Annotated in this window: 19 protein-coding genes; 9 read left to right on the forward strand and 10 right to left on the reverse strand. The window is 73.8% G+C overall.

Annotated features, from left to right (window positions below; genetic code table 11):
• Positions 1-37 precede the first annotated feature (37 nt).
• The 3 genes from efeB to ABIC30_RS18435 all read right to left on the reverse strand — a co-directional run bounded on the left by efeB (position 38) and on the right by ABIC30_RS18435 (position 2672).
• Entirely contained in the window at positions 38-1279 is a 1242-nt protein-coding gene (efeB, locus tag ABIC30_RS18425) for an iron uptake transporter deferrochelatase/peroxidase subunit (RefSeq protein WP_020093142.1), read from the reverse strand.
• A gap of 78 nt (positions 1280-1357) precedes the next feature.
• On the reverse strand, positions 1358-2245 hold the full coding sequence (gene efeO / locus ABIC30_RS18430; RefSeq protein ID WP_020093141.1) for an iron uptake system protein EfeO: 888 nt from the start codon (positions 2243-2245) through the stop codon (positions 1358-1360).
• A gap of 241 nt (positions 2246-2486) precedes the next feature.
• Positions 2487-2672, reverse strand: coding sequence for a hypothetical protein (locus tag ABIC30_RS18435; RefSeq protein WP_020093140.1), 186 nt, complete (start codon positions 2670-2672; stop codon positions 2487-2489).
• A 209-nt stretch (positions 2673-2881) separates the two neighbouring features.
• On the opposite strand from ABIC30_RS18435, the gene ABIC30_RS18440 reads away from it, so the two are divergent.
• The gene (locus ABIC30_RS18440) at positions 2882-5227 is read left to right on the forward strand and encodes an ATP-binding protein (protein WP_354455909.1); all 2346 of its coding nucleotides are present in this window, start codon (positions 2882-2884) and stop codon (positions 5225-5227) included.
• Positions 5224-6609: a sn-glycerol-3-phosphate ABC transporter substrate-binding protein UgpB gene (gene ugpB / locus ABIC30_RS18445; protein WP_354455910.1), complete on the forward strand. Its 1386-nt coding sequence runs from the start codon at positions 5224-5226 to the stop codon at positions 6607-6609. The genes ABIC30_RS18440 and ugpB overlap by 4 nt, the downstream gene beginning before the upstream one ends.
• Before the next feature lie 129 nt (positions 6610-6738).
• On the opposite strand, the gene ABIC30_RS18450 is transcribed toward ugpB, so the two are convergent.
• The 5 genes from ABIC30_RS18450 to ABIC30_RS18470 all read right to left on the reverse strand — a co-directional run bounded on the left by ABIC30_RS18450 (position 6739) and on the right by ABIC30_RS18470 (position 12348).
• Positions 6739-8376: an ABC transporter substrate-binding protein gene (locus ABIC30_RS18450; protein WP_354455911.1), complete on the reverse strand. Its 1638-nt coding sequence runs from the start codon at positions 8374-8376 to the stop codon at positions 6739-6741.
• Complete coding sequence (locus tag ABIC30_RS18455) at positions 8373-10700, reverse strand: ATP-binding protein (RefSeq protein ID WP_354455912.1); 2328 nt, start codon at positions 10698-10700, stop codon at positions 8373-8375. The genes ABIC30_RS18450 and ABIC30_RS18455 overlap by 4 nt, the downstream gene beginning before the upstream one ends.
• A 244-nt stretch (positions 10701-10944) precedes the next feature.
• Positions 10945-11160, reverse strand: coding sequence for a hypothetical protein (locus ABIC30_RS18460; protein ID WP_091928027.1), 216 nt, complete (start codon positions 11158-11160; stop codon positions 10945-10947).
• Between the two features lie 15 nt (positions 11161-11175).
• Entirely contained in the window at positions 11176-11445 is a 270-nt protein-coding gene (locus ABIC30_RS18465) for a hypothetical protein (RefSeq protein ID WP_020093134.1), read from the reverse strand.
• A gap of 141 nt (positions 11446-11586) precedes the next feature.
• On the reverse strand, positions 11587-12348 hold the full coding sequence (locus ABIC30_RS18470; protein WP_354455913.1) for a response regulator: 762 nt from the start codon (positions 12346-12348) through the stop codon (positions 11587-11589).
• Positions 12349-12482: 134 nt separating this feature from the next.
• On the opposite strand from ABIC30_RS18470, the gene ABIC30_RS18475 reads away from it, so the two are divergent.
• Positions 12483-14237 (forward strand): ATP-binding response regulator, encoded by a 1755-nt coding sequence (locus ABIC30_RS18475; RefSeq protein WP_091680607.1) that lies wholly within the window; start codon positions 12483-12485, stop codon positions 14235-14237.
• Between the two features lie 317 nt (positions 14238-14554).
• Here the strand turns inward: ABIC30_RS18475 and ABIC30_RS18480 are convergent, their stop codons facing one another.
• Both ABIC30_RS18480 and ABIC30_RS18485 read right to left on the reverse strand, forming a co-directional pair.
• Positions 14555-15064 carry a c-type cytochrome gene (locus ABIC30_RS18480; RefSeq protein ID WP_091680604.1) on the reverse strand — a complete coding sequence of 170 codons (510 nt, stop codon included), beginning with the start codon at positions 15062-15064 and terminating at the stop codon, positions 14555-14557.
• Between the two features lie 54 nt (positions 15065-15118).
• The gene (locus tag ABIC30_RS18485) at positions 15119-16510 is read right to left on the reverse strand and encodes an aminotransferase-like domain-containing protein (RefSeq protein ID WP_354455914.1); all 1392 of its coding nucleotides are present in this window, start codon (positions 16508-16510) and stop codon (positions 15119-15121) included.
• 205 nt (positions 16511-16715) lie between these two features.
• On the opposite strand from ABIC30_RS18485, the gene ABIC30_RS18490 reads away from it, so the two are divergent.
• From ABIC30_RS18490 to ABIC30_RS18515, 6 genes are all read left to right on the forward strand, one after another.
• The gene (locus ABIC30_RS18490) at positions 16716-17120 is read left to right on the forward strand and encodes a DUF983 domain-containing protein (protein WP_085986796.1); all 405 of its coding nucleotides are present in this window, start codon (positions 16716-16718) and stop codon (positions 17118-17120) included.
• A gap of 399 nt (positions 17121-17519) precedes the next feature.
• Positions 17520-18656 carry an AAA family ATPase gene (locus ABIC30_RS18495; RefSeq protein WP_354455940.1) on the forward strand — a complete coding sequence of 379 codons (1137 nt, stop codon included), beginning with the start codon at positions 17520-17522 and terminating at the stop codon, positions 18654-18656.
• Positions 18653-19105 (forward strand): hypothetical protein, encoded by a 453-nt coding sequence (locus tag ABIC30_RS18500; protein ID WP_158684213.1) that lies wholly within the window; start codon positions 18653-18655, stop codon positions 19103-19105. Before ABIC30_RS18495 ends, ABIC30_RS18500 begins: the two co-directional genes overlap by 4 nt.
• Entirely contained in the window at positions 19102-21015 is a 1914-nt protein-coding gene (locus ABIC30_RS18505; RefSeq protein ID WP_354455915.1) for a hypothetical protein, read from the forward strand. Before ABIC30_RS18500 ends, ABIC30_RS18505 begins: the two co-directional genes overlap by 4 nt.
• Entirely contained in the window at positions 21000-23975 is a 2976-nt protein-coding gene (locus ABIC30_RS18510) for a hypothetical protein (protein WP_354455916.1), read from the forward strand. Before ABIC30_RS18505 ends, ABIC30_RS18510 begins: the two co-directional genes overlap by 16 nt.
• A gap of 110 nt (positions 23976-24085) precedes the next feature.
• Positions 24086-25012 carry a LysR substrate-binding domain-containing protein gene (locus ABIC30_RS18515; RefSeq protein WP_020093123.1) on the forward strand — a complete coding sequence of 309 codons (927 nt, stop codon included), beginning with the start codon at positions 24086-24088 and terminating at the stop codon, positions 25010-25012.
• The last annotated feature ends 96 nt before the right edge of the window (positions 25013-25108 follow it).

Consider the following 25108-nt stretch of genomic DNA (forward strand, 5'->3'; position numbering starts at 1 on the left):
GGGCGGTGGTCCGAGCCGGAATCCGCGTCGACGCCGTCTAGGTCGTGGCCAGCATTCCTTCCCCGAGGAAGGAGCCGGGCCCCGGCACGCCGGGCAGAGCGAAGAAATAGCCGCCGCCGATCGGGCGGATGTACTCTTCGAGCCCCTCGCCGGACAGACGGTTCTGCACGGTGACGAATCCGGCGGCGAGGTCGGCCTGGTAGCAGACGAACAGCAGGCCCATGTCGAGCTGGCCGGCGGCGGTCAGCCCGCGGGAATAGTTGTAGCTGCGGCGCAGGATCAAACTGCCCTCGGTGCCCGGCAGGCGCGGATTGGCGAGACGGATATGGGCCGCCAGCGAGATCGCCTCGCCGTCCGGGTCGGCGGCGTAGTCGGGGACGTCGCGCTCGTGTCCCTGCCGGAGCGGCGCGCCGCTGCCCTTGTGCCGCCCGATGATGGCCTCCTGCTCGCCGAGCGGCGTGCGGTCCCAGCGCTCGACGAGGGTGCGGATGATCCGCACGACCTGGTAGCTTCCGCCCGTCGTCCAGGCCGGCTCGTCCTGCCCCGCTCCGACCCAGACGTAACGGTCCATCATCCGGAGGTCCCGCACGTCGAGGTTGGCGGTGCCGTCCTTGAAGCCGAGCATGTTGCGCACGGTGTCGGCCCCCATGGTCTTCACCACGTGGGGCGGGAGGAAGCCCTCCATCTTCCAGCGCGGCGTGAGGAGGCCGGGCGTCGCCTTGATGACGTCGCGCAGGGCGTGGATGTTGGTCTCGGCGGTGTTCGAGCAGAACTGGATCAGCAGGTCGCCGTGGCACTGCGCCGGGTCGAGGGCGTCGTTGGGGAAGCGCTCCATCGGCCCGAGATGGCGCGGGCGGGCGCGACCCAGGCCGAACCGGTAGTCGAACAGGCTCGCGCCGACCGAGACGGTGGCGGTGAGATTGTCCGGGAGGATGGTCGGCCCGAGGATGCCGGAATTGCGCGGCGGGAGCTGCGGGTGAAGATCGGGCACGGCACCGCCGCGCGTCAGGAAAGCGAGGCGCTCGGTGAGCGTCCGGAACAGGCGGGGCAGCTCGCCGCGCCGCTCGGCCAGCACGTCGAAGGCGACGTACAGGGCGGCGGCCGGCTGCGGGGTGACGATCCCGGCCTGGTGGGGGCCGTAGAAGGGCTGGGCGACGAGCGTCCCTTCCGTGGCGATGGTCGGCGTCGCGTCCTCGGCCCGGGCGGGCCCGAGGAGCGCGGCGGCGCCGAGGCCGCCGAGAAACCGGCGGCGGGTGGGAACCGGTGAAAGGAAGCGCATCGTCGCTCGGCAAAATCTGGTCGCGCTGCCGCCTTTAGCCACGAAGAGAGGCCACAGCGCGGCACCTCGGCAATGATATCAGTCTAGACCGAGCCGGCCACGCAGCGTCGACAGATCTTCAGCCAGAAGGGTGATGGGCCCCTTCAGGGCGTTGCGGTCCCGGGCGGTAAGGTTGTCGTAGCTCTGGAAGCCGCCGTCCGGACTGCGGTAGCGCGCGAGCAGGTCCTCGACCCGCTTGTAGCTGCGCTCGACCCGGGCCACGAAGTCCCGGTCCGTCAGCAGCGGCCGCAGGAGCGTGAACACCACCTTCGAGCCCTCGATATTGGCCTGGAAGTCCCACAGGTCGGTGCGGCTGTAGCGCTCCTCCTCGCCGCTGATCTTGGTGGCGGCGATCCCCTCGATCAGGGCCGAGGCCGCCCCGACCGCCCGGGCGGGCGGGATGGCGAGCGCCGCGAGTCGGTCGCGCAGGGTCACGGTCTCGGCGGTGAGCCGCTCCGCGACCTCGCCGAGCCCCTCCGTGGTGCCGAGGGTGAACAGCGCCATCTCCAGCCGATGGAAGCCGACGAAGGCGGGATCGCGCTCGCGCAGCTCGAACTCGTCGCTGCGCACGTCGAGACGCTTGATCAGCTCGGGAAACAGGGCCGCCACCGGCTCGATACGCTCGTAGGGCGCGCGCGCCGGGGCGTAGAGCCGGCGCGCCTCCGCGAGCTGCCCGGCCTGGATCGCCGCGACGAAGCGCGCGGTCTCGCGCACGAAGGCGTCGGCCTGGGCCACGACGTAGGTCCTGTAGGCCGCGAGGGCCGCGGCCAGCTCCGGCGGCACCGGCCGGGACGGCCGGGCGGGACGCGGGCTGTCCGGCATGTCGAGGGACCAGCCCGGGCGGGGATCGCCGACGCCGATCAGCGTCGCCAGAGCGAGGGCCGCGATGCGGGATCGGTCCCGGGCGAGGCTTGGAGACGCGGGCATGGGCGGCGGCGCATCGTGACACGGGGCGCGGCCCGAGCCGGCCGCATCGACCGGCTAATCGAGGCCTCACCGGCGGGCAACTGCCGACCGCGGCGGCGGTTCGCGGCGGGCCCTGGTCGACCGGCCTTCCGGCGGCCTCGCGGAGCATGATCGCGGCGCGCTCAGACGAGGAGCGGGATCACGATCGCGAGCAGGACATTCCCGCCGACGAGCAGGATCAGAGGAAGCGTCTCCATACCGGTCAGCCCAGGCAGGACCGGGCGCGGATCCCGGCCATCGCGGGCTTGACCGGGCAGGCGGGCGCGTCCGCGGCGTAGCTCCGGGTGCCGGCCGGCTGCCCGGTGACGGCCTGCGAGAGCGCCGGCAGGTAGGTCGTGCCGACCATGATGCCGGCCGAGAGCAGGAGGCGGGCGATGACGTCGAGCATGGTGTTTCCCCTCGTTCGGTCTTCGAGGACCGTTGTGCGGGGCGGTATCTACGCAAGCCGTGCTGCGGGAATATTGCGTCCCGTGTTGCTTCAGCGCTCTCGGGAAGTCATCGCGGCGATGGCACAATAACGGAATGTGTCGTCGCGGAATCGGCGACCGATCGGGAGGCCGCACGGGTGACGGGGCGCGGGACACGGTGCGAGGCGCGATGACCCGCGGGTTCGGGAGGTCCGGCATCGCGCGCCGCGTCCTCGTGGTCGGCGCGATCCCGATTCTCGTCGCGGCCGCCATCGCGCTGGGCGCCTGGATCCTGCTCTACGAGGCCGAGCGGGCCCGGACCGGCGCCGTGGTGGCGACGGAGACCGCACAGACGCTGACGTCGATGAACCGGGCGCGGGCGGATGCCGTCAGCGGCGGCACCGCGCGGCGGGACGAGGCCGAGCGTCGCTTCGACGAGCGGGCCGCCACGGCGGCCGGGCAGCTCGAACGCCTGGAGGGTCTCGCGCGCACGCGCGGCCAGTCGGCTCTCGTGGCAACCGTCACGGGCGATCTGAACTCGCAGGTGACGCGCATGCGCTCGCTCCTGCTCTCCGAGCGGACCGCGAACGCGACGATCGCCGATATGGCCCGGCGGGCGGACGCCCTGGTGGCGCTGACCGACGTCGCGCGCCGGCGCCAGCAGCAGGACAACGCCCAGTTGATCGCCGTCCTGGCCGTCAAGGATGCCGAGCTGGAGCGGAACCAGGGCGTCGTCACGGCCCTCCGGGAGCTCCGGGAGGCGATCAGCACCGCGGAGCTGAACCGGGCGCGCATCGGCCGTCCGGTCTTCCCGATCGAGTTCGATGAGCTCGCCGCCGACCTGCGGCAGCTCGATGCGGTGGGCGACCAGCTGCGCCGCGTCCTGCGGGTCGACGGCGAGGCGGGGGCGGCGGACCGGGCGACGGAACTCCTGAAGGCGTACCGCGACCGGAGCCGGACCGAGGACGGCCTCAACAGGGTGCTCTCCGAGGGCTTCGAACTGACCCGCGCGACCCAGGCCGGCCGCGTCCTGGTCGAGTGGTGCGACCAGCTCGTCCAAGTGAACGTCACCCGGCAGAACCGGCTGTACGAGGAGGTCGCGCTCCTGATCCGTCACTCGGTCCTCTCGAACGAGGCCGAGCTCTCCGCCCAGGACATCGCCCTCACGGCCCTGCGCCTGGCCCGGCGGACGGATGCGGCCCTGGCGCGCCGGGATACTGCGGAAGCGTCGCGGGTGCTGGAGGCGGGCGCGGAGCTGTCGGGCACGTCCCGGACGCTGCTCATCCCGGTGAGCATCCGGGACGAGATGGCGGAGGCGATCGACGGGTGGCGCACGCAGCTCGGCGCGACGATCGAGAAGATCGGCGAGCAGAACGAGACCATCGCCGACATGGACAGCCGCGCCGCCACGATGAGCGCCAACGCGCAGACCCTGAGCCGGGCCTTCATCGACGATGCCGACCAGTTCGGCAGCGTGATCCGGCAGCTGCTGGTCGTGGGGGCGGTCGGCGCCCTGTGCCTGGGGATCGGCGCCGCCGCCGCGGTGGCGCGCTCGATCACCCGGCCGCTGCACGCGCTCCAGCACAGCATCGTCACCGCCGCCGCCGCGCCCGCCCCCGAGGATATCGGCCGCGACAGTCACCTGCTCACCCGACGCGACGAGCTCGGCGACATCGCCAGGGCGACCAACGCGTTCCTGGAGCAGATCCGCCGCCGCGAGGCGGACCGGCGCAACGCCTCCCAGCGCGCCGACGACGCGCTCACGACCCTGCGGCAGGCCCAGGAGGACCTGATCCGCGCCGAGCGGCTCGCCTCGCTCGGGCAGCTCGTGGCGGGCGTCTCGCACGAGATCAGCACCCCGCTCGGCATCGCCCTGACCACGGCGACGCAGGTCCAGTCCGACTCGGCCGCGTTCGCGCGCATGGTCGGGGACAACCAGCTCTCCCGGTCGCGGCTGACCCAGTATGCCGGGCGGATGCGGGAGGGCGCGCAGCTCCTGACCAGCAACCTGATGCGCGCGGCCGATCTCCTCTACAGCTTCAAGCAGGTGGCGGCCGATCAGGCCATCGAGGACCGCCGCCCGCTGAACCTCGCGGACTGGATCGACGAGCTCCTGAAGAGCCTGCGCGCCCTGGCGCGGCCGGGCCGCCACGTCTTCGAGGTCGACTGCCCGCCCGATCTCGTCGTCGACACCCTGCCGGGGATCCTGGCGCAGGTCGTCTCGAACGCCGTCAAGAACGCGATCGAGCACGGCTTCCAGGATCGGGAGGGCGGCCGCATCACCATCACGGGGATCCGGTCCGGGGACGGCATCGGCCTCTCCATCGCCGATGACGGGCGCGGCATCGACGGGGCCGACCTCGGCCGCGTGTTCGACCCGTTCTTCACCACGGCCCGCGCCCGCGGCGGCACGGGCCTGGGCCTGCACATCGTCCACAACCTCGTGGTAAACCGCCTCCAGGGGCGGGTCGAACTGCAGAGCAGCGCGGGTGCCGGCACGGTGCTGCGGCTGTGGCTCCCGGAGCGGCTGGCATGAGCGGCGCGACGCAACCCATCCGGCGCGGCGTCGGCCGCTCGAGGCTGCCGAGCACCGGCCTGCTCATGCCGCTGCTCGTCGGGCTACTCGTCGGGCTGCCCGCCGCGCTGCGCCCGCTGCCCGCCGCGGCCCTCACCGAGATCCAGTTCTGGCACGCCCTGGACGGGCCGAACGGCGAGCTGGTGACCCGCCTCGCCGACACCTTCAACGCCTCGCAGCCGGACTACCGGGTCGTGCCGGTCTACAAGGGCTCCTACGCCGAGACGATCAGCAGCGGCATCACGGCCTACCGCACCGGCGCGGCGCCGCACCTGCTGCAGGTCTTCGAGGTCGGCAACGGCACCATGGCGGCCGCCGTCGGCGCCGTCAGATCCGTCGCCACCGTGATGCGGGAGGCCGGGCTCTCGGTGACGCCCGAGGACTTCCTGCCGGTCGTCGCCACCAATTATCGGGATGCCGAGGGCGGGATGCTGTCGCTCCCCTTCAACGTCTCCTCGACGGTGATGTGGATCAACCGCGACCGGTTCCGTCTGGCGGGACTCGACGCCAAGCAGCCCCCGGCGACCTGGCCCGAGGTCTTCGAGGCCGCGCGGCGGCTCAAGGCGGCGGACGGCAAGCGGTGCGCCCTGTCCTCCGCCTGGCCGACCTGGGTGCATCTCGAGCAGCTGTCCGTCTGGCACGACCGGCCGCTCGCGACCCGCTCCAACGGCCTGGACGGCTACGATGCCGAACTCGTCTTCAACGGCCCGCTCCAGGTCCGCCATCTGCAGAACCTCGTCGACCTGAAGCGCGCGGGCGTGTTCGAGTACAACGACCGCGTCAATCGCGGCGAGAGCCGGTTCGTCTCGGGTGACTGCGCGATCTTCCTCACCTCGTCCAGCCTGTACGGCAAGGTCGCCACCGCCGCCCGGTTCGACTGGACGGTCGTGCCCATGCCCTTCTATCCCGACGTCGTGCCGGAACCGCAGAACGCGATCCTGGGCGGCGGCTCGCTCTACGTGATGCAGGGCAAGACGCCGGACGAGTACCGCGGCGTCGCCCGGTTCCTGGCCTTCCTGATGGACGGGCGGCAGCAGGCCGCGATGTACCGGAACACCGGCTACATCCCCACCACGCGCGCCGCCTACGACGACGCGGTGGCGGAGGGCTTCTTCGAGCGGCACCCTCAGCTCCACGTCGCCGTGCAGGAACTCACCCGGCGACCGCCGACGCGCAACACCGCCGGTCTGCGCCTGGGAAACATGCTGCAGATCCGGGACATCTGGGCCGAGGAGCTGGAGGCGGCGCTCGACGGCGCGAAGGCGCCGCAGCGGGCCCTCGACGACGCCGTGGCGCGGGGCAATCAGGTGCTGCGGGTCTTCCAGCAGCGGACCAAGAAGTGAGCGTGGCCGGTCGGTCGGCCCACATCGTCATCGCGAGCGCCGCGAAGCGACCCAGGGATGCGCGCCGTAGTGGACGTGGCGCTGCTGGATTGCTTCGCTCCGCTCGCGAGGACGGTGCTGTCGTTGCCGTCAGCGCGGGTCGCGGAACCGTACCGTCTCGAACAGGTGGCGGCCGAGGGGATCCATCGTCAGGCCGAGCACGTCGTCGCGGAGCGCCAGATGCACCTTGGTGTGGGCCAGGGGCACCCAGGGCATCGCGCGCCGGGCGATGGCCTGAGCCTGTCGGTACAGAGCCTGGCGCGCCTCCCGGTCGCCGGTGCGGCGGGCGGCCTCGACCAGCCGGTCGTAGGCCGGGTCGCACCAGCGGGCGAGGTTGGCGCCGCCGGTCTGGGCGGCCTTGCAGCCGAGCAGGACGTTCAGGAAGTTGTCCGGGTCGCCGTTGTCGCTCGTCCAGCCGTAGAGCATCAGCGTGGGCTCTCCGCCGTATAGGGCGGCGCGGTACGCGTTCCAGGGACGCGTGACCGGGCGCGCGCGGATGCCAACTTGCGCGAGGTCGGCCTGGATCATGTCGGCGACGCGCCGGCCGTTCGGGTTGTAGGGTCGGCTGACTGGCGGATACCACAGGTCAACGTCGAAGCCGTCGGCGAGCCCGGCCTCGGCCAGCAGGCGCAGCGCCTCGCCGCGGTCGAAGGGGGTGTCCGGCAGGTCCGCGTCGTGGGCCCAGATCCCGGGCGGCAGCGGCCCCTTCGCCAGGATCCCCGCGTCGCCGTAGACGCCCGCCACGATCGCCCGCCGGTCGATGGCGAGGTTGACCGCGCGCCGCACCCGGACGTCGCCGAAGGGCGCACGGGTCGTGTTGAGGGCGAGATAGGCGACGTTCAGCTCGGCCAGCGCGAGCAGCGTCAGGCCCGGCTCCGCCCGGATCGCGTCGAGGTCGCCGGTCGCCGGAAACGCCATGGCGTGGCACTCGCCGGCCCGCAGCTTGTTCAGCCGGACCGCCGCGTTCGGCGTGATCGTGAAGACGAGACCGTCGGGGCGTTCGCCCGGCTCGTTCCTGTCCGCGGCGCGGCGCCAGTAATCCGGGAAGGCGCGGTAGCGGAGGACCTGATCCGGCCGGTACCCCTCGAAGACGAACGGGCCCGTCCCGACGGGCGCCCGGGCGAGGTCGTCCGACGCGTTGCCAGCCGCGAGGGCGGCCGCGTACTCGGCGGACAGGATGGCTCCGAAGGCCTGCGCGATGTTGGCGAGGAAGGTGGTGTCGGCCTCGCGCAACCGGAAGCGGACGTGGCGCGGATCCTGGGCGTCGACGGTCTCGATCAGGTCGGCGAGGCCGAGATCGTGGAAGTAGGTGAAGCCCTGCGCGGCGCCGTCGGGCCCGGAGCGCCGCTGCCGGGTGAACGAGAACACCACGTCGTCGGCGTTCAGGGCGCGCGTGGGGGTAAAGCGCGCGTTGGCGTGGAAGCGGACGCCGTCCCGCAGAGCGAAGACGTAGATCCGGCCGTCCTCCGAGACCGTCCAGGATTCGGCGAGGGCCGGGCGGATCGTCGTGGTGCCGGGCACGAACTCCACGAGCGTATTGTAGACCTGCCACGCGGCGTTCATCGTGGTGGTGGTCGTGGCGCGGGCGGGATCGAAGGTTTCCGGGCTGCCTTCCGAGCAGAACACGAAGGTGCGCGCCGATGCCGGGCCGTGACCCAGGATCAGCGCCGAGATGAAGGCGACCGCCAGGGCGCGCTGGCCGGCGCGGTATGCCGCGGCCGGCCTCACGGCGTCCGGATCGCGCCGGTCCGCGGCCGCGCGGCCGCTCCGGCACCCTGGGCGGGGAAGTCGACCTGCACGACGGTCCCCTGGCCGGGCTCGCTGCTGACCGCGATGCGGCCGCCGAGCTTGGCGGTCACGAGATTGTGGACGATGTGCATGCCGAGCCCCGTGCTGCCGGCGCTGCGAGCCGTCGTGAAGAACGGATCGAAGATCCGGTCGAGGTGCTCCAGCGGGATGCCCTGACCGGTGTCGCGGACCTCCATCCGCACGAGGCCGCCCTCCCGTTCCGACACGTCCACGGTGATCCGGCCCGCTTCACCCGCGCGGAACCCGTGCACGACCGCGTTCGCGATGAGGTTGGTCACGATCTGCGCAAGCACGCCGGGATTGGTGTCGATGACGAGGTCCGCGGGGCAGGCGCGCTCCACCGTATGGCCCCCCTTGCGCAGCATCGGCCTGAGGCTCGCCAGCAGGTCGTCGAGCCAGGTCGCCAGCACGACGCTGCGGCTCTCGTCGCTGACGCGGTCCACCGCGACCTGCTTGAAGCCCTGGACGAGGTCGGCGGCCCGGGTGAGATTCGTGCAGAGCAGGGTGGCGCCCTCCTCGACCCGGTCGACGAAGTGGTTCAGCCGGGACCGCGACAGCGTGCCGGCGGACAGGCCTGTGCGGAAGGTCCGCGCCTCGTCGCTCATGAGCGTCCCGGTGGTGAGCGCGATGCCCAGCGGCGTGTTGATCTCGTGGGCGACCCCGGCCACGAGCTGCCCGAGGGAGGCGAGCTTCTCGGCGCGGACGAGGTTGTCCTGGGTCCGGCGCAGCTCGACCAGGGCGACGTCCGCCTGATCCTTGGCCCGGCGCAGCGCGCCTTCCCGGCGGGTGATCTCGGAGACGAACACCGCGGTGGCGCGGGCGATGTCGCCGAGCTCGTCCCGGCGCGCCGTGCCCCGCACGGCCGCCCCCGCCGGGTTACCGGTCAGCATGACCATGTCGCCCTGGAGGGCGCGCAACGGCACCAGGATCGAGCGGGCGACGAGGATCACGACCAGCGCGCCGAACAGCAGGAGCCCGGCCGCGCCGGCGAGCAGGATCCGCTGGATGACGATGCCGGACCGGTCGGCGTCCTCCACGAAGGCGTCGTTGAGCGCCTTGGCGCTGTCGATCATGGTCGCGGCGAGCCCGTCCATCGCGACGATCATGGCGTTCTGCTGCCGCAGGCCCCCGATGGTGGTGGTGAGGCGCCCGCGCCACCCGTCGAGGGCCTGGACCATCTCGGCCTGGATCAGAGGCGAGATCGGCAGCGAGGCGGCGCTCCGGGCGAGGCGCTCGCCCTCGTCGCGCATCCGCTCGGCGAGGGCCGCGTCCCGGTGCAGGAGGGCGCCCGCGGTGCGCGGCCCCAGCTTGAGGGTGCCGATCGCGACGTTCTGGGTGGCGCGCTCGATCTCGTTGGCCTCCACGGAATAGGCCAGCAGCTGCGCCACCTCGTCGTGCAGGCTCTCCTGGCCGGACGTCTCGATCTTCAAGGTGCGCTCGATCCAGGCGTCGAGCTTCGCGCGGAGGTCCGGCTTCGACCCCGCCGTCTCGGCGGTGAGCGCGTCGAGGGCCTCCGCGTCGGCGTCCCGGCCGTCGGCCCGCAGCGCCGCCGCGAGGTCGCGGCTGGCGGCGCGGAAGAGGCCCTGCGCGCGCGGGCCATCGCCCTCCGAGACCGCCGCTCCGGCGGGGCCGGCCGCGGGGGCCTCGCTCCGGGCCGCGGCCTGGGCGGCGAGCACGGCGCTCTCCGCGCTGCGGGCTCTCAGGGCGTTGAGGCGGGCCACGAGGCCCCGGGCGACCCGCAGCGCCTCGACCTTCTCGGCCGTCGAGCGCGCGAGGTCGGCGTTCGAGGCCTGCTGCCGCAGACGCGCCCGGTCGGTGAGGTCGATCAGGGTGTCGGCCCGCTGCGTCATCTCGCGGATCAGGCCGTCATTCTCCCGGGTCCGGCGGACGAAGGCGTCCATCTCGCCCCGGTAGCCGGCCAGCGCCCGCTCCACCGAGGCGGTCCGCGCGCGCTGCTCGTCGATGCGGGCGAAACCGGCGAGCCGGCCGAGGCCGGCCTCGGCCCGTGCCGTCAGGCTGGCGAAGCGCTCGGCGTAGGCGGGCCGGTCCTGCGCGTCCGCGGCGGCGTACTGGTCGCGGACCAGGCGGGCGGTGGCGATGTCGTGATAAACGTCGGCGGCCAGGACCGCGCCGCGCCGGGCGCGCTCCTCCTGCGCCAGGAGGAGCCAGCCGGCCATGGCGATCGCGCCGGCGGCGAGGATCGGCACGCCACCGACCAGGGCGATCTTGGGTCCAACCCGCATCCGCGTCCCGACATAGGGGTCCGGCAGCAACTTAAGGCCGTGCCGGAGAGCGGTGCAATCGGACGGCGTTCCGGCGACCGGATCACCCGATGTCCGCGCGCAGTCTTCGGTCGCTGCCGCCCGCTCCGTCATCGCGCGCGCAGCGGAGCGACCCAGAACTGCGCGCCCCCGGCCGATACGGCGCCGCCGGGTCGCTTCGCTGCGCGCGCAGAGACGGCGTCGAAGCCATCCGCCACGGGCGGTCTCAGCGATGTCGGGATCGGGGCGGCCGCGGGTCCGGGCCGGCCAGCACGGCATCCTGCGCGTCACGCGCGCGATCGCGCGGCGCCGGCACGCCGAACCGCTCGGCGCAGGTCGGCAGGCGCCGCGGAGCGCGTTCTCCGGCGCGCAGCATGCGGCGCAGCGCACCGAGCAGGTCGGGATCTTCGTCGGCACCGGGGTCGTCGCGGAAGTGCGGCATGGCGGTTCGCGCCCCTCACCGACGGCCGGGCGCGGCGTCGACCGCGATGAGCCGGACGCGACGGCCCGCCGGGTCGCCGACCGGGCCGGCGCCCGCGCAGGCGCCGGGCGGGTACGGCCAGGCCGCCCCGCCACAGGCGGCGCCGTCACGGGCCGCCGCGGAGGCTTTTGCGCCCCCGCTGGCCTGCATCGGCACCGTGCTGGCCGCTTGGGTCCAGCCGACGAGCGCCAGGACGCAGAGCGTGCCGAAAGCCGCGGCCGACGAGGTACCGATCACGTGTCGCATGGCCCGTCCTCCGGGCACCTCCGGCCCTCGGTCCTGCCACGCTGATAGGGACGCTCCGTACCGCGGATATTGCTTCCAGCCAGATCTGGAGCGTGAATTGTTGCGTCACCCCATCACGACGCAACATTGATCCGGGTCGCATCAGTCTCCCTCGGGGCGGAATATGTATCCGAGGCCCCGCACGGTGCGGATGTAGCGCGGATTGCCGGGGTCCGGCTCGACCTTCTTGCGGATGCGGTTGATCCGTACGTCGATGGCGCGGTCGAACGCGTCCGGGTCGCGGGCGTCCGCGAGGTCGAGCAGGCGCTCGCGCGAGAGCGCCCGCCGCGGATTGTCGGCGAACGCCTTCAGCAGGTCGAATTCCGAGCGGGTGAGCGCCTGCTCCAGACCGGCATCGTCGCTGAGGCGCAGGGCGTCGAGCTCCAGCCATTTCGTGCCGAACCGGATGCGGCGCCCGCTCATGGGAACCGGGGCCGGCGCGGCGGTCGGCGTCTGCACGCGGCGCAGGACCGAGCGCACGCGGGCGACCAGCTCGCGCAACTCGCAGGGCTTGGGCAAGTAATCGTCGGCCCCGAGCTCCAGCCCGACCACGCGGTCGATCGCGCTCGCCGTGGCGGTGAGCATGATGATCGGGATCGCGGTCCGGGCCTTGAGGTCGCGCACGATGGAGAGCCCGTCCTCCTCGGGCATGTTCAGGTCGAGCACGATCAGGTCCGGGCTGTGGCCGGCGAGGTGCTCCCGCAAGGAGCGCCCGCCGTCGCACAAGACCACCGAGAACCCGTGGAGCTTCAGGTAATCCCCGACCATCTCGCGGGTCGCCGCCTCGTCGTCCACCACGGCGATCGACGGGATCGCCGCACCGCCGCGGGCGGCGCCGGGGGCGGGGCTGTCTGGTATGGTCATCGCAGCGGTGCGCACTTTCCGGGTTCGCTCTTGAACGAATGCAGGAATCGTATCGGCTCACGGTAGCGTGACAAGTTTTCAACACGATTTCTAGCGTAGTCGTCCGATTGCGAGCAGCATTTCAGGTCATAGCCATGGACGATGACACCCTCACGCTGATCCCTGACGACCTCGACGAGGCGCAGCCGACCGCGGGAGCCTGGGTGATCGCCGTGATCGACGACGATCCGGCCGTGCATGACGGCACGCGCTACGCGCTGGCGAGCTACACCCTCGACGGGCGCGGCCTGGAGATCCTCACCGCCCGTTCGGCCGCGGAGGCGCGGGTGCTGCTCGCCGAGCGCCGCGACGTGGCGGTGGTGCTGCTCGACGTGGTGATGGAGACCGACAATGCCGGGCTGGAGCTGGTGGACTACATCCGGCGCGAGCTCCGGCAGGAGACCGTGCGCATCATCCTGAGGACCGGCCAGCCCGGGCAGGCGCCGGAGCGGCGGATCATCGTCGACTACGACATCAACGACTACAAGGCGAAGACCGAGCTGACCGCCGACAAGCTGTTCACCAGCCTCACCGCGGCCCTGCGCGCCCATCAGCAGCTCAAGCGCCTCGACGAGACCCGGCGCGGGCTCGAGATCATCATCGACGCCGCGCCGATGCTCCTCGATCACAAGTCGATGCAGCGCCTGGCGGAGGGCGTCCTCACCCAGGTCGCCTCGCTCCTGAACGTCGCCTGCGCCGGCATCCTGGTCCTACGCGAGACCGCCGCCCCGCAGGAGCGCTTCTGCGTCCTGGCCGGATCCGGCTGCTACGGCCACTACGCCGGGCGCGAGCCGTGCTGGCCGCTGGAGGAGCGGGTGCAACCGCTCGTCGAACGGGCCTTCGCCGAGCGCCGGCACAGCTTCGGCGAGCACTGGTCGACCCTGTATCTGCACACGGCGAGCGGCAGCGAGATCGTCGCGCTGATCGAGGCCGACCGCCAGTTGTCCGAGACCGACCGGTCGCTCATCGCCCTGTTTACGAGCCGGCTGTCGATCGCCTTCGACAACGTCATCCTCTACGAGCGGCTGCAGCTGACCAACGCCGACCTCGAGCGGCGGGTCGTCGAGCGGACCGCCGAGCTGATCCGGGCGAATCGCCGGCTGGACCTGCAGCGCTCGGACCTGCGGCGCGCCAACAGCCTGAAGACCGAGATCCTCGGCACGATCGCGCACGATCTGAAGAACCCGCTGGCAGTCATCCTCGGCCGCGCCGAGATGCTGTCCGACCTGATCGACATGCAGGGCGACCGGGAGCAGATGCGGGCGCAGGTGCAGCACGTGCGCACCAGCGCCAAAGGGCTGACGACCATGATCGACAGCCTCATGGCCGACGCGATGAACGACGCCCTCGACATCAGCCTGCGCCGGGAACCGGTCGACCTCGCGGGCCTCGCCCGGGAGGTCTGCGAGGCCGACCGGCCACTCGCCGACGCGAAGGACCAGACCCTGGTCTGCGAAGGCCCGGACGAGCTGTTCCTCTGCGGCGACGCCGAGCGCCTGCGCGAGGCCCTCGACAACCTCGTCTCGAACGCCATCAAGTACAGCCCGGTGGGCGGGGCGATCACGGTCCGGGTCAGCCGCGAGCCGGGCCCGCGCGGCGCGGAACTGATCTGCGCCGTCGCCGACCACGGGCCCGGCCTCTCGCCGGAGGATTCGGCCCGCGTGTTCGGGCGGTTCCAGCGCCTGTCGGCCAAGCCCACCGGCGGCGAGAACTCGACCGGTCTCGGGCTCTCGATCGTCCGTCGGATCGCCGAGCTTCACGGCGGCCGCGCCACGGCGGAGAGCGCCGGTCCGGGGCTGGGGGCGGTCTTCGCGATCCGCTTCCCGGAAGAATCCGTCGGGCTGATCTGAGGGATCGCCGGGTCAGTCCGTGCCGCCACGCGAGACGTCGCGCAATCCGGCGGCAGAGGAGCTTGACCACGACGCCGCTCCGAGGCGGCCGATCACCGGCCGCGACCGCGAGGAGACGGCCGATGGCGACGCGCAGGATGACGAACACCGCGTCCGGATCCGACCGGCTCGTCGCTTGGTCGATGATCGCGGGTCTCGCACCGGCTCTGATCCAGTACGCGCACGGCGTCGCCCTGCCCGCGCGCTTCGTCGGACCGGCTGGACGATCCCGGCTCCGATCGCGTCGCGAAGGACGCGCGATGCCGCCGGGGAGCCGCTCAGGGCCGCGACGGGCGCGCCTCTGCGTCACCGTCCCCCGGTGACCGGGTCCGGAGATAGGCGATGAGATCCCCCCGATCGAGGGGATCGGGAAGGCCGCGGAAGGTCATGCTCGTGCCGGGCGCCAGCTTCGCCGGGGCGGCGAGCCAGAGGTCCATCCGCTCCGGTGTCCAGACGCCGCCCAGCGCCCGGAGCGCTCCGGTATAGCCGTAGCGCCGGCTGTTGCTGGCGACCGGCTTGCCGAGCACGCCGTAGAGTTCGGGTCCGTTCCGATCGCCCGCCCCCGGGCTGATCGTGTGGCAGGCGGCGCACTGACCGAACAGCCGGCCGCCGCGCTCCGCGTCGGCCACCCGCATGACGTCGTCGAACGTCGGGGTCTCGCCCAGGGCACGGCGGCGCTCCCGTCCATCGTCCGAGCAGGCTGAGGCGAGCAGTACCAGCGCCAGTGCCGAGACGCGCGAGGGACGACGCGGGATCCGCGGGCGCGTCCGCCTGAGACACCGGAGCATCGCGTTCCCTTCGCGGTCAGAGGGGTCGGACCGGCACGCGCCGCCTCGGCCGGCTCAGACAACGGTGGAGATCGCGCCGGGCGGGTGCGCCAGCAGCGTCGCGAGCAGGCTGAGGCCGTACCGGAGCGTCTCGGCGTCCGGCGCCGCGCCCAGGGAAACGCGGATCGCTTCCGGGGCGGCCCCGACCGCGAAGGCGTCGCTCGGGACGACCGACACGCCGAGCTGGCGCGCGTGGGCGCCGAACTCGCCGCGACGCCAGGGATCGGGCAGCCGGAGCCACAGATGGTGCCCGCACGGATGCGCCCAGACGTCCAGGTCCCGGAGCGTCTCGCGCGCGACCGCCTGCCTGAGCTCGTTCTCCTGCCGGATCGCCGCGACGATGCCGTCGAGTTCGCCCTCGGCGATCCAGTGCGAGGCGAGCGCGGCCGCGAGGGGCGAGGCCATCATGTTGATCGCGCGCAGTTCGGCCGCCAGCCGCACCGCCTCGTTCGTTCCCGGGACCGCGACGTAGGCGATGCGCAGGCCGGGACTCGCGCATTTGGACAGCGTCGCGATGTGCCACGTGATGTCGCTCGCCTGGCACGCGATGGGAGCCGGCGCGTCGTGGGGCAAGGCGCCGTACGCGTCGTCCTCGATGATGGCGACGCCGTGCGTGCGGGCGATCTCGGCGATCCGCCGACGCCGGATTGCCGGCAGGGTCGCGGTGGTCGGGTTGTCGAGGGTCGGCACGAGGTACAGGGCCCGCGGCCGATCGGATCGGCACCGCTCGAGCAGGGCGTCCGGGTCGAGCCCCTCCGCGTCGCCGGCCACAGGCAGGAGGCGGACGCCGCGGCGCTCCGCGGCCACGCGCAGCCCGGGATAGGTGAGCGCCGGGACGCAGAGGGCGTCGCCCGGCTTCAGGACGGCAGCGAGCACGGCGGCGAGCACGACCTGGGCACCGCCGGCCACGAGGACGCGCTGCATCGGGAGCGCCCCGAGCCGTTGACCGAGCCAGTGGGCCGCCGCCGCCCGGTCGGCGAGGTTCCCGGCACTGTCCTGGTACTGCATCCGGGCCAGGAAGGCGGACGAACCGGCCAACCGCGACAGACCCGCCTCCAGGCGCTCCGCCAGCCGCGCCGCCTCCGGCTGTGGCGGCATGTTCATGCTGAAATCGACGCTTCCGGACGGATCGGGCCTGCGCATCTCCCCGGCCGGCGATCGGGACGCCCGGACGAAGCTGCCCCGCCCCGCGGTCGCGTCGATCAGGCCCGTTCGGCGCGCCTCGTTGAAGGCGCGCGTGACCGTCGTGAGATCGACGTTGAGGTGCTTCGCCAGGGCGCGCTGCGGCGGAAGGCGCGCTCCCGGCGAGAGCCGGCCGGCCCGGATGTCCTCGGCCAACGCCCGGACGATGGCGAGGTACTTGGGCCCCGTGCCGCCGGCGATTGTCGGGCTCCAGGATTCCATCATTGACCCCTGTAATCCCACCACTGTATGCATACATTGAGCGTGCGGCCAGAGCGCTCAGTGTTCGTAACCGGCCGCGATCCGCCGGAAACCTGTCGGATGGCTCAGTCTCAACCGCGATTGTATGGCTCAATATGCCATACAATCGGCAGGCGCAAGGCCGGTCGATCAGGGATCGGCGCCGGCCTGTTGCTCAGGACCGTCGATGATGCAGAGGACCACCGACCAATCGCTCATGTCCGTCGGCCTGCGCTGCCGCTGCCCGCGCTGCGGGACAGGACGCCTGTTCGACGGCTTCATCACCCTGCGGCCGCGCTGCGAGGCGTGCGGGCTGGACTACGGCTTCGCCGATCCGGCGGACGGGCCCGCCTTCTTCATCATGATGACGATGGCGTTCCCCGTCACCGCTTTCGGGATCTGGCTGGAACTCACCTACGATCCGCCGCTCTGGGTCCACGCCGTGGTGACGCTGCCGCTGCTGCTCCTGGCCTGCGTGCCGATCATCCGGCCGCTGAAGGGGCTCTTCATCGCCAGCCAGTACATCAACAAGGCCGAGGAGGGACGCCTCGCGGTCCCGAAGGCGCCGGTCTCCGGTCCGACGTCGCGGGACTGACCGCGTCGCCGGTGCGCGGGCGGGGCCGCGATGGTCAGGCGACGGTCGCGGCACGTTGACCGGAAGTCGACCGCCGGGCTAGCCTCGCGGAATCAGAGTATTCCGGGATGTCTCGTGGGCAGAATGTTTCGCCTGATCGTCCCGGCGCCGGGGTTGCGCGACGATAGTGGGAAGCGTGCACGGGCAGATTTGGCATCTCGGCGGATGCCGGTGATCGGGACGCGCGGCCGCGCAGGAAAGTCTTCGGTCCAACCGCGCCTCACGTCACGGGACGGGCTCCGCGAGGCGCCCGCCGCCGGCTCGACGGCGCGGCGCGGGACGGCACCGCGACCGATCGCCCTGTCGCGGCGAGCGGGCCGAACCTGACGGGAGGGGGGTATCGATACCGCGATCGCACGCCTGGAGCGCGCCATCGGCCGCGCGGCCCGCGGCCTCGTCGGGCGTCGCCACGTGGTGGAGCTGGTGCACCTCGCGCTGGTGGCGCGCGAGCATCTCCTGCTGATCGGACCGCCCGGCACCGGCAAGTCGGCCGCGGTGCGGGCCTGCGCCGCCGGGACCGGGGCGCGCTGCTTCGAGTACCTGATCGGACGCTTCACGGAACCGGCCGAACTGTTCGGCCCGCTGGACCTCGAAGCCCTGCGCGCGGGCAAGCTGCGGCCGGACATCTCCGGCATGCTGCCGGAGGCCGAGTTCGCCTTCCTCGATGAGGTCTTCCTCGGCTCCACCGCGATCCTGAACGCGCTTCTCGGCGTGCTGAACGAGCGCCGCTACCGCCGGGGGCATTTCGACACCGCCGTCCCGCTGCGCTGCTGCGTCGGCGCCAGCAACGCCCTGCCGGAGGATCCCGGTCTCGCGGCCTTCGCCGACCGCTTCCTCGTCACGGCCTTCGTCGATCCCCTGGCCGACACCGACCTGGAGGCCCTGCTCGCCGGCGACCCGGTCGCGTCCGTCGAACCCGGCGACGGGGAGGCGCCGCTGACGCTCGCGGAGATCGACGCCCTCGCCGAGGCCGCCGCGCGGATCGACCTCGCGCCGGTCCGGCCCGCCTACGCGCAGGTGGTGCGCAAGCTGCGCGCCCGCGGCGTGCGGCTGAGCGACCGGCGCGTGGTGCGGGGCCAGTCGCTCGTCGCGGCGGCGGCGCTCATCGCGGGCCGGACGGCTGCGGAGGAGGCCGACTTGTGGCCAATGATCCACCTCGTCCAGGACCGGATCGCGCAGGACGAGGCCCGCGACCTGCTGCGCGTCGAGCTCGGCGCCGCGGCGAGCCCCGTCCTGCCCGCCGCCGCCAAGGCGGCGGGCTACGGTCCGGCCGCACGGGCCGCGGACCTCGCCAAGGAGGGGGAGGCTCTGGCCGCCTCCGCCCCGGACGACCGCACCGCCCCCGCCTTCGAGGCCTGGCTGGTCCGCGCCGAATCCTTCCTCGTGCAGATCGACGCCGCCTTCGGGGCGGAGGAGCGCCCGCGGGCCCTCGCCGCGGCGCGGGACGCGCTGCTGACGCGCTGCCGGGCACCGGTCGCGGGCGTGACCCCGGCGTGATCCCGGATCCGGCGCGTCTTCCCCTGCGGTTGATGCCGGCGGCCGGCGGCTCGCCGGTGGGTCTGCGCCTCACCCGCAGCGACGCGGCCGGTCTCTTGGCGCGGATCGCCCCGCGGATCGGCCGCTACGCCACCCTGCGCCTGGCGCTGGCGGGCGGCGAGGCCGTCCTGTTCGCCCCCGACACGGGCTCGGGCCGGCCGGCGCTGCCCTGGTGCGCGACGCCGCTCGGGTGGCTGGCGGCCGACGGGCCGCTGCTCCTGCCCTTCGGGTGCCGCCTCGCCGTGCCGGCGCCCTGGCGCGCCGAGGTCGCGCGCCGCCTGCTCGACCGGCACGGTCTGGGCGGTCCGGCCCTGCTCGTCCCCGAGGGCGAAACCCTGCGCCTGCTCGACCTCGCCGGTTCGCGCGCCGTGCCGGACATCGATACCGGCCGCCTGGGAGAGGCGGCGTGAGCGCCGCATCGACCGGTCCGCGGACGACCCTTCCGCCGGCGCTGGCATCCTGGACGACGCTCTTCTCCGACATGGCGGAACCGGATCTGCGGATCCTCGCGGCGCTGGTCGAGGCGCTGCGGCCCCTCGTCGAGCGGGCCGACGGCGCGGGCGGGCAACCGCAGGGCGAGATCGACGGGCTGGGGGGCCTCGGAACACGCGGCGGGATCGAGCGCCTCGTCGCCTCGGAGTGGCTCTGGCGCGACCTCGATTCGGACGCCTTCCTGCAGCGCGCGGCCGAGCGCGACCTGCTGACCCTGGAGCCGGTCTACCGTCAGGCGGCGGATGCGGGCGCCGTGCTGGTCGTGGTCGATGCCGGGCCGGAACTTCTCGGCGCCCCCCGCCTCGTGGCCTTCGCGGCGCTGCTCTGCCTGGCCGGTCTCGCCCGGCGGCGCGGCGCGCGCCTGCTCTGGGCCTCGACCGCCACGCCGGAGCGGCGCTGGCTCGGCGCGTTGAAGCGGTCCGACGCCGCGGTCCTTCTCCGCGAGAGCGCCGCCACATCCCTCGACGCGGTCGAACTCGAACGGGTCGTGGCCGAGCCGGTCGCGACCCGCGCGGCCGGGCGGCCCGGCGCCAGCCTCTGGCTCATCGGCGGGTCCGACCTGCCCGAAGCGGCGCGACCGTGCCGGCGGATCACCATCGAGGAGCGGCCGCGTCTCGGGCCGGACGGCCTCGCCGTGGCCGCCGACGTCACCGTGCTGGACGCCACCGGCCCTGTCGCCGCCGCGCGCCTCGACCTCCCGCCGGAGCGCGAGGCGGTGGCGCTGTTGCGCGACCCGTTCCGGCCCCGTCCGGCTCCCGGACGCCCGCCGCCCCGGCGGTCCGCGCCCGACCGGAGCGCGGCGCCTCCGGACTGGGCGCCCCGCGGGCTGGCCTTCGCGCCCTGCGGCGAGCACCTCCTGGTGGCGCGGCCCGACGGCATTCTCATCGTCCCCGTCACCGGCACCTCCGGCGCGCTGCGCCTGCCGGTCGCACCCCACGAGCGCCTCGTGGGGCTCGCCGTCGGCCGGTCGCGGATCCGGGCCGCGTGCCTCAACGTCTACGCCGACGACGCGCGCCTGACGCTCCGCAGCTGGACCTTCGACCGCTCGGGCGCCGCTGCGACGCTCGACCGGCGGATCCCGCGGGACCATCCCCTGGTGAGCCCGCGCCTGCCGAAGGCGGTTCTGCCGCCCCTCGGGACGCTGAAACGCCGCAACCGGTCCTGGCTCCTGGCGGCCGACGGCACGGCCTTCCTGGTCTCGGAGACGCGGCTGATCGACTACGCGCCGCTCGCGGGCGAGCTTCCCCTCGCGGTCACGCCCGCCGGTCTGCTGATGCGCGATCGCGCGGATGGGGTGATCGCGCGGCGGCCGTCCGACGGGAAGGTCGTGGCGCGGTTCCCCGGCCGGGCCGGATCGCTGCGGCCGGGCGGCGGCCTCGCCCTCTGCGCGGTGCGCGGGCAGCCCACCCTGGGGATCGAGCAGGCGGGCGGGCACTGGCACGTGGTGAGCGCCGCGGACGGAGCGGTCGCGCACCTCGGGCCGCAGGGCCGGATCATCGGCATCGTGCCCCCGTACGACGGCGTGAGCGCCCAGGCCGTCGAGGGCCCCCTGGCCCTCCATCTCGACCGCGACGAGGCGGGCTCGGCGCGCCTGACGTTCCGGACCCCGGACGGCGCGGCGGCGTGCGATCCCCTGACGCTTCCGGACGCGACCCTCGAGGCGGTGCGCGTCGCCGTCGATGCCGATGCCGTCCCGTGCATCGCGGCCGCGCGGTGCGACGCCGCGGGCTTCGTCGACGCGCTCGCCTTCGGCCAGCTCGACCGCGGATGGTCCCACCTGAGAGATCTCGGCGCGTTCGCGGAAACCGTCCCGTGCCTGGGCGCCTGAGGCCGCCGCCGGTCCCCGATGCCCGGGAGCCGCTCGCGGCCCTGCGCCCGCGCGGCTGGATGCATGCCGGCACGATCCCCCTCGACGGGATCCTGATGGCGCGCGGCTCCGCGGGGCCGGACTGGCGCGCCCGGCTCCTTCCCTGGCTCGAGCACGCCGCGGAGGTGCGATCACGCGGCGATCGCGTGCTCGTGCTGTTCGCCGCGCCCGTCACGCGGGACTGCGCGGCCCTCGGACCGGTCCTGCCGGTCGTGCGCAGTGCCGGGATCCTGACCGCCGTACCCCTCGCCGAGCCGGAGCCGCCCGTCGCCGCGGCCCTGCGGGACCATGTCGTCCACATGACGGGGGGACGCCTCGCCGCCGAGCCGCTGGCGGCCTTCGCTAGTCTCGACATCGCCGGTTGGTGGGATCTCGACGCGATCGCGGTACATCCGGCCGAACGCCTGCCGGTCCTGCGACCGGCGGCGCCGGCGCGCCGCCTCGTCAGCGCCCCCGCCCTCGTCGCCGACGCGGACCCCCTCGCGCCGGTCCGCGACGCCGTGACCCGGCGGCCGCGGCGCCGGACGAAGCACATCCTCGGCGATCTCGTCACCCGCTTCCGGCGCCTGATCGGCGGCGCGTTGGGGCTCCTCTGGACCGCCTACGTCGTCCTGCTGGCCTCCATCATGGTCGGCGCCATGGTGCTTGGCTTCGCCGAGAACGTCCGGACGACGGCGGAGCACGGGGCCGCCGCGGCCCACTGGGGCAGCCTCGCGCTGCCGGTGCTGGTCCTTCTCGTCATCGCGTGGTTCGCGTTCCGGCGCCGCGGAGCGCGGGCCGGGCGTGAGGGCGCCGCGCCCTCGGCCAGCCAGCCCGCCGGAACCGGCAGCGGACGCACGCCCATCTGGTGCCGGGCGGCGGCGTGGCTCGCGTGGCGCTCGCCCTACGCGGTCCATCTTCGCCGCCTCTATGCCCGGCGGCTCACCGAGGTCGAGCGGCTGTTCGCGGCGGGGCGCGTCGACGAGGCCCTGTACCGGGCGATCGGTCTCGGCGGCGCGGCGCGGCGCGGGAGCGCCTTCGCCGACCTGCCGCTGACCGGGCCCGGGCTGCGCAGGAGCCTCGACCTCGATCTCGGGCCGCAGCGGGCGAGCGGACTGAGCCTCGCGCCCGCGGACGAGATCCGGCTCGCGGCGCTCTGCCGCGCGCAGGCCGTGGCGATGGCCGGACGCGGCGACACGGATCGCGCGGCCTTCGTGCTCGACAGCCTGGTCGGGAACCCGCACGAGGCGGTGCGCCTCCTCGCGGAATCCGGGCGCCTGGAGACCGCCGCCCGTCTGGCCGAGGCGCGCCGCCTCCCGCCCGCGACGACCGTCCCGCTCTGGTTCCGGGCGGGGCAGACCGAGCGGGCCCTGGCACTCGCCGCCCGCCACGAGGCCCACGCGGAGCTCTGGAAGGAACTCGGGGCCGACGATCCGTTCCGACCGGTCCTGGCCGAGGCCTGGGCCGCGCGCCTCGTCGGGATCGGCGCCCTGGATCGCGCCGCCGCGGTCACCTTCGGCCTGCCGGCTCTGGCCGAGCGGCGACTGGACTGGATCCGGCAAGCCCTCGACGCCGAGACGCCGGTGCCGGCCGCGCCGCTCGCCCGGGCCCTGCGCGCCCTGCCCTGGGAGGGACGGGACGGCGACCGGCTGCACGCCGCCTTCGCGGACCTGGTGAGCGCGACCGGGGCCGAGGCGGCGGCGCGCCGGAGCGCGGTGGCCGCGCTCCTGCTCGACGCGCAGTTCGAGGGCGGTCCGGAGCGGCCGCCGACGCCCGCCTTCGCGCTCCTCTGCCGCGGCCTCGCGCGCCGCCTCGCCGCGGATGACGGCATCCTCGGCCACGATGCGGAGCGCGCCCGGCTCGCCGGGCGCTTCGCGGAAGCCGGTGGACAGGTCGCCCTGCGCCAGCATCTCCGGCAGCTCAGGACGCGCACCGCACCGTCCGCCTCCCGCCTGGCGGGCCCGCTCGTCGTCCCTGACGGCCCGGCGCTCTCCGAGATCGCCGATGCCGCGCTCCTGTCGGGCGGGCGGCTGCTCCTGGGCTACCGCTCCGGGCTCGTGCGCCTCCTCGGCCGCGCCGGCCGCGAGCGCTGGCGGGGACAGGTGGATGGCCTGACGGGCTTCGCGCGTCTCGGCGCGGGCGACCGGGCCCTCGTTCTGCGCGAGACGCTCGACGGCCCCGACGTCCAGCTCTTCGACGCCGGCACCGGACGGCTCCTGCCGCTCGGTCCGCTGCCGATCACGCACTGGCATGGTCAGGCGGACGAGACCGGCTGGCTCGTCTTCGACGGGGAGGCGCTCGTCCGGCTGGACACCGCCTCGCTCCTCGGTCGCGCGGGCGGCGCGCCCGGCTCCGACGGCGCCCTGGCGCACCATTGGCGCCTGCCCATGACCGAACCGGGCCGGCCGCTGCTGCTCGCCGCCTTCGCGGACGCGAGCGCCCTGATCTACGCCCGGCACGACGGCCTGATCGAGTGGTGGAGCCTGTCCTCCCGCACCCTTGCGGTGACGTGCCGGTTCTGGACGCCGCCCGATCGCGGCGTCGGCGTGCTCGGCCTGACCGAGGCCGTCGCTTGGTCCCTCGAGGGGACCGGCGCGCATCCGCACCTGCGGGCGCATCCCCACGCTTTCACGACGGCCTCCCGGGAGCAGGAGCGCGCGTTGATCGAGGCCGCCGCGCGCGCGGAGCCCGCGGACCCGCCGCGCCTAGTCGCGGCGGAGAACGGCCGCCTCTGGGCCGCGACCGCCACCGAGGAGGGGACGCTCTGGGCCAGCGTGCCCGGCGCGAACCGGATCCGCGGACCGGCCGTCCTGTGGCAGGGCAGCGGGAGCCTGCGCGCGCGCTTCGCTCCCGAGGGCGACGCCGCGGCCGTCTTCGACGGGCGGGGTCGCCTGATCGTGTTCGAGACCGTCACCGGACAGGTGATCCTGCGCCTGATCTGACCGGCCGGGCGCACGCACCGCCTTGGGCACGCGACACCATCCGGGCTAGCTTCCCCGTCGGACGACGACGTCGCTGCCCCGGCGACCGGCAGGCTCACCCCGACGATCCCATGCGGCCCCGCACGCCTCCCCTCTCCACGCTCAGGCTCTTCGAAGCGGCCGGCCGCCATCTCAGCTTCGCCCGCGCGGCGTCCGAACTGAACCTGACGCCGAGCGCCGTGAGCCACGGGATCGTCGGCCTCGAGAAGGCGCTGGGCGTCAAGCTGTTCGTCCGGGAGCCGGGCCGGCTGGCGCTGACGCGCGAGGGGGCCGAGTACCTGACCTACGTGTCCGAGGCGCTGTCCCTCATCCTGATCGGCACGCGCCGCCTGCCCACGCCGCGGTCCGGCAGGACCCTGGCCATCAGCTGCGCACCGACCCTGGCGACGCGGTGGCTGCTGCCCCGGCTCCCGGCCTTTCGCAGCCGCCACCCGCAGATCGCGATCCGGATCGACACCTCCCACCGGCAGGTCGGCTTCCCGATCGACGGCTTCGACTTCGCCCTCCGTCTCGGCCGGGTTCCGACTCCGCGCCACCGCAGCGTCCGCCTGTTCGAGGATTGGCTGCTCCCCGTCTGCAGCCCGGCCCAGCGCGGGGCCGTCACCGGTCCGGACGGCGCCCTCGACCTCCGGCGCGCGACGACGATCCACGTCACCTCCGCGACCGAGGACTGGCAGGCCTGGAGCGACGCGTCGGGGGCGGTGGAGCTGGCCTCGGCCGACACCCTGCACGTCGACACGTTCGCGATGGCGCTCCAGGCCGCGGCCGCGGGCCTCGGCATCGCCCTCGGCCGGGGGGCGCTCATGGACCGGGAGCTGCGCGAGGGTACGCTCGTCGGGGTCGGCCCCGCCGTCCCGGCGGCGACCTCCCACTGGCTCGTGAGCGCCGAGGGCGACGACGACCGGCCGGAGCCCGACCTGTTCCGGACCTGGCTGCTGGCAGAGGCGCGCCGGTTCGCGGCCGAGCAGAAGCGGCGCTTCCCGACCGGCGCCGCCTGAGGGCCCGACGGGACCGGGACGGCGCGCCCCGCCCGTGAGCGGCGTTCACTGCCCGTGGAAATCTTCTCGTTTGTCGCGCCGGCCACCGGCTGCGAC

Source organism: Methylobacterium sp. 1030 (assembly GCF_040544715.1).
In the GTDB taxonomy this organism is placed as follows: Bacteria; Pseudomonadota; Alphaproteobacteria; order Rhizobiales; family Beijerinckiaceae; genus Methylobacterium.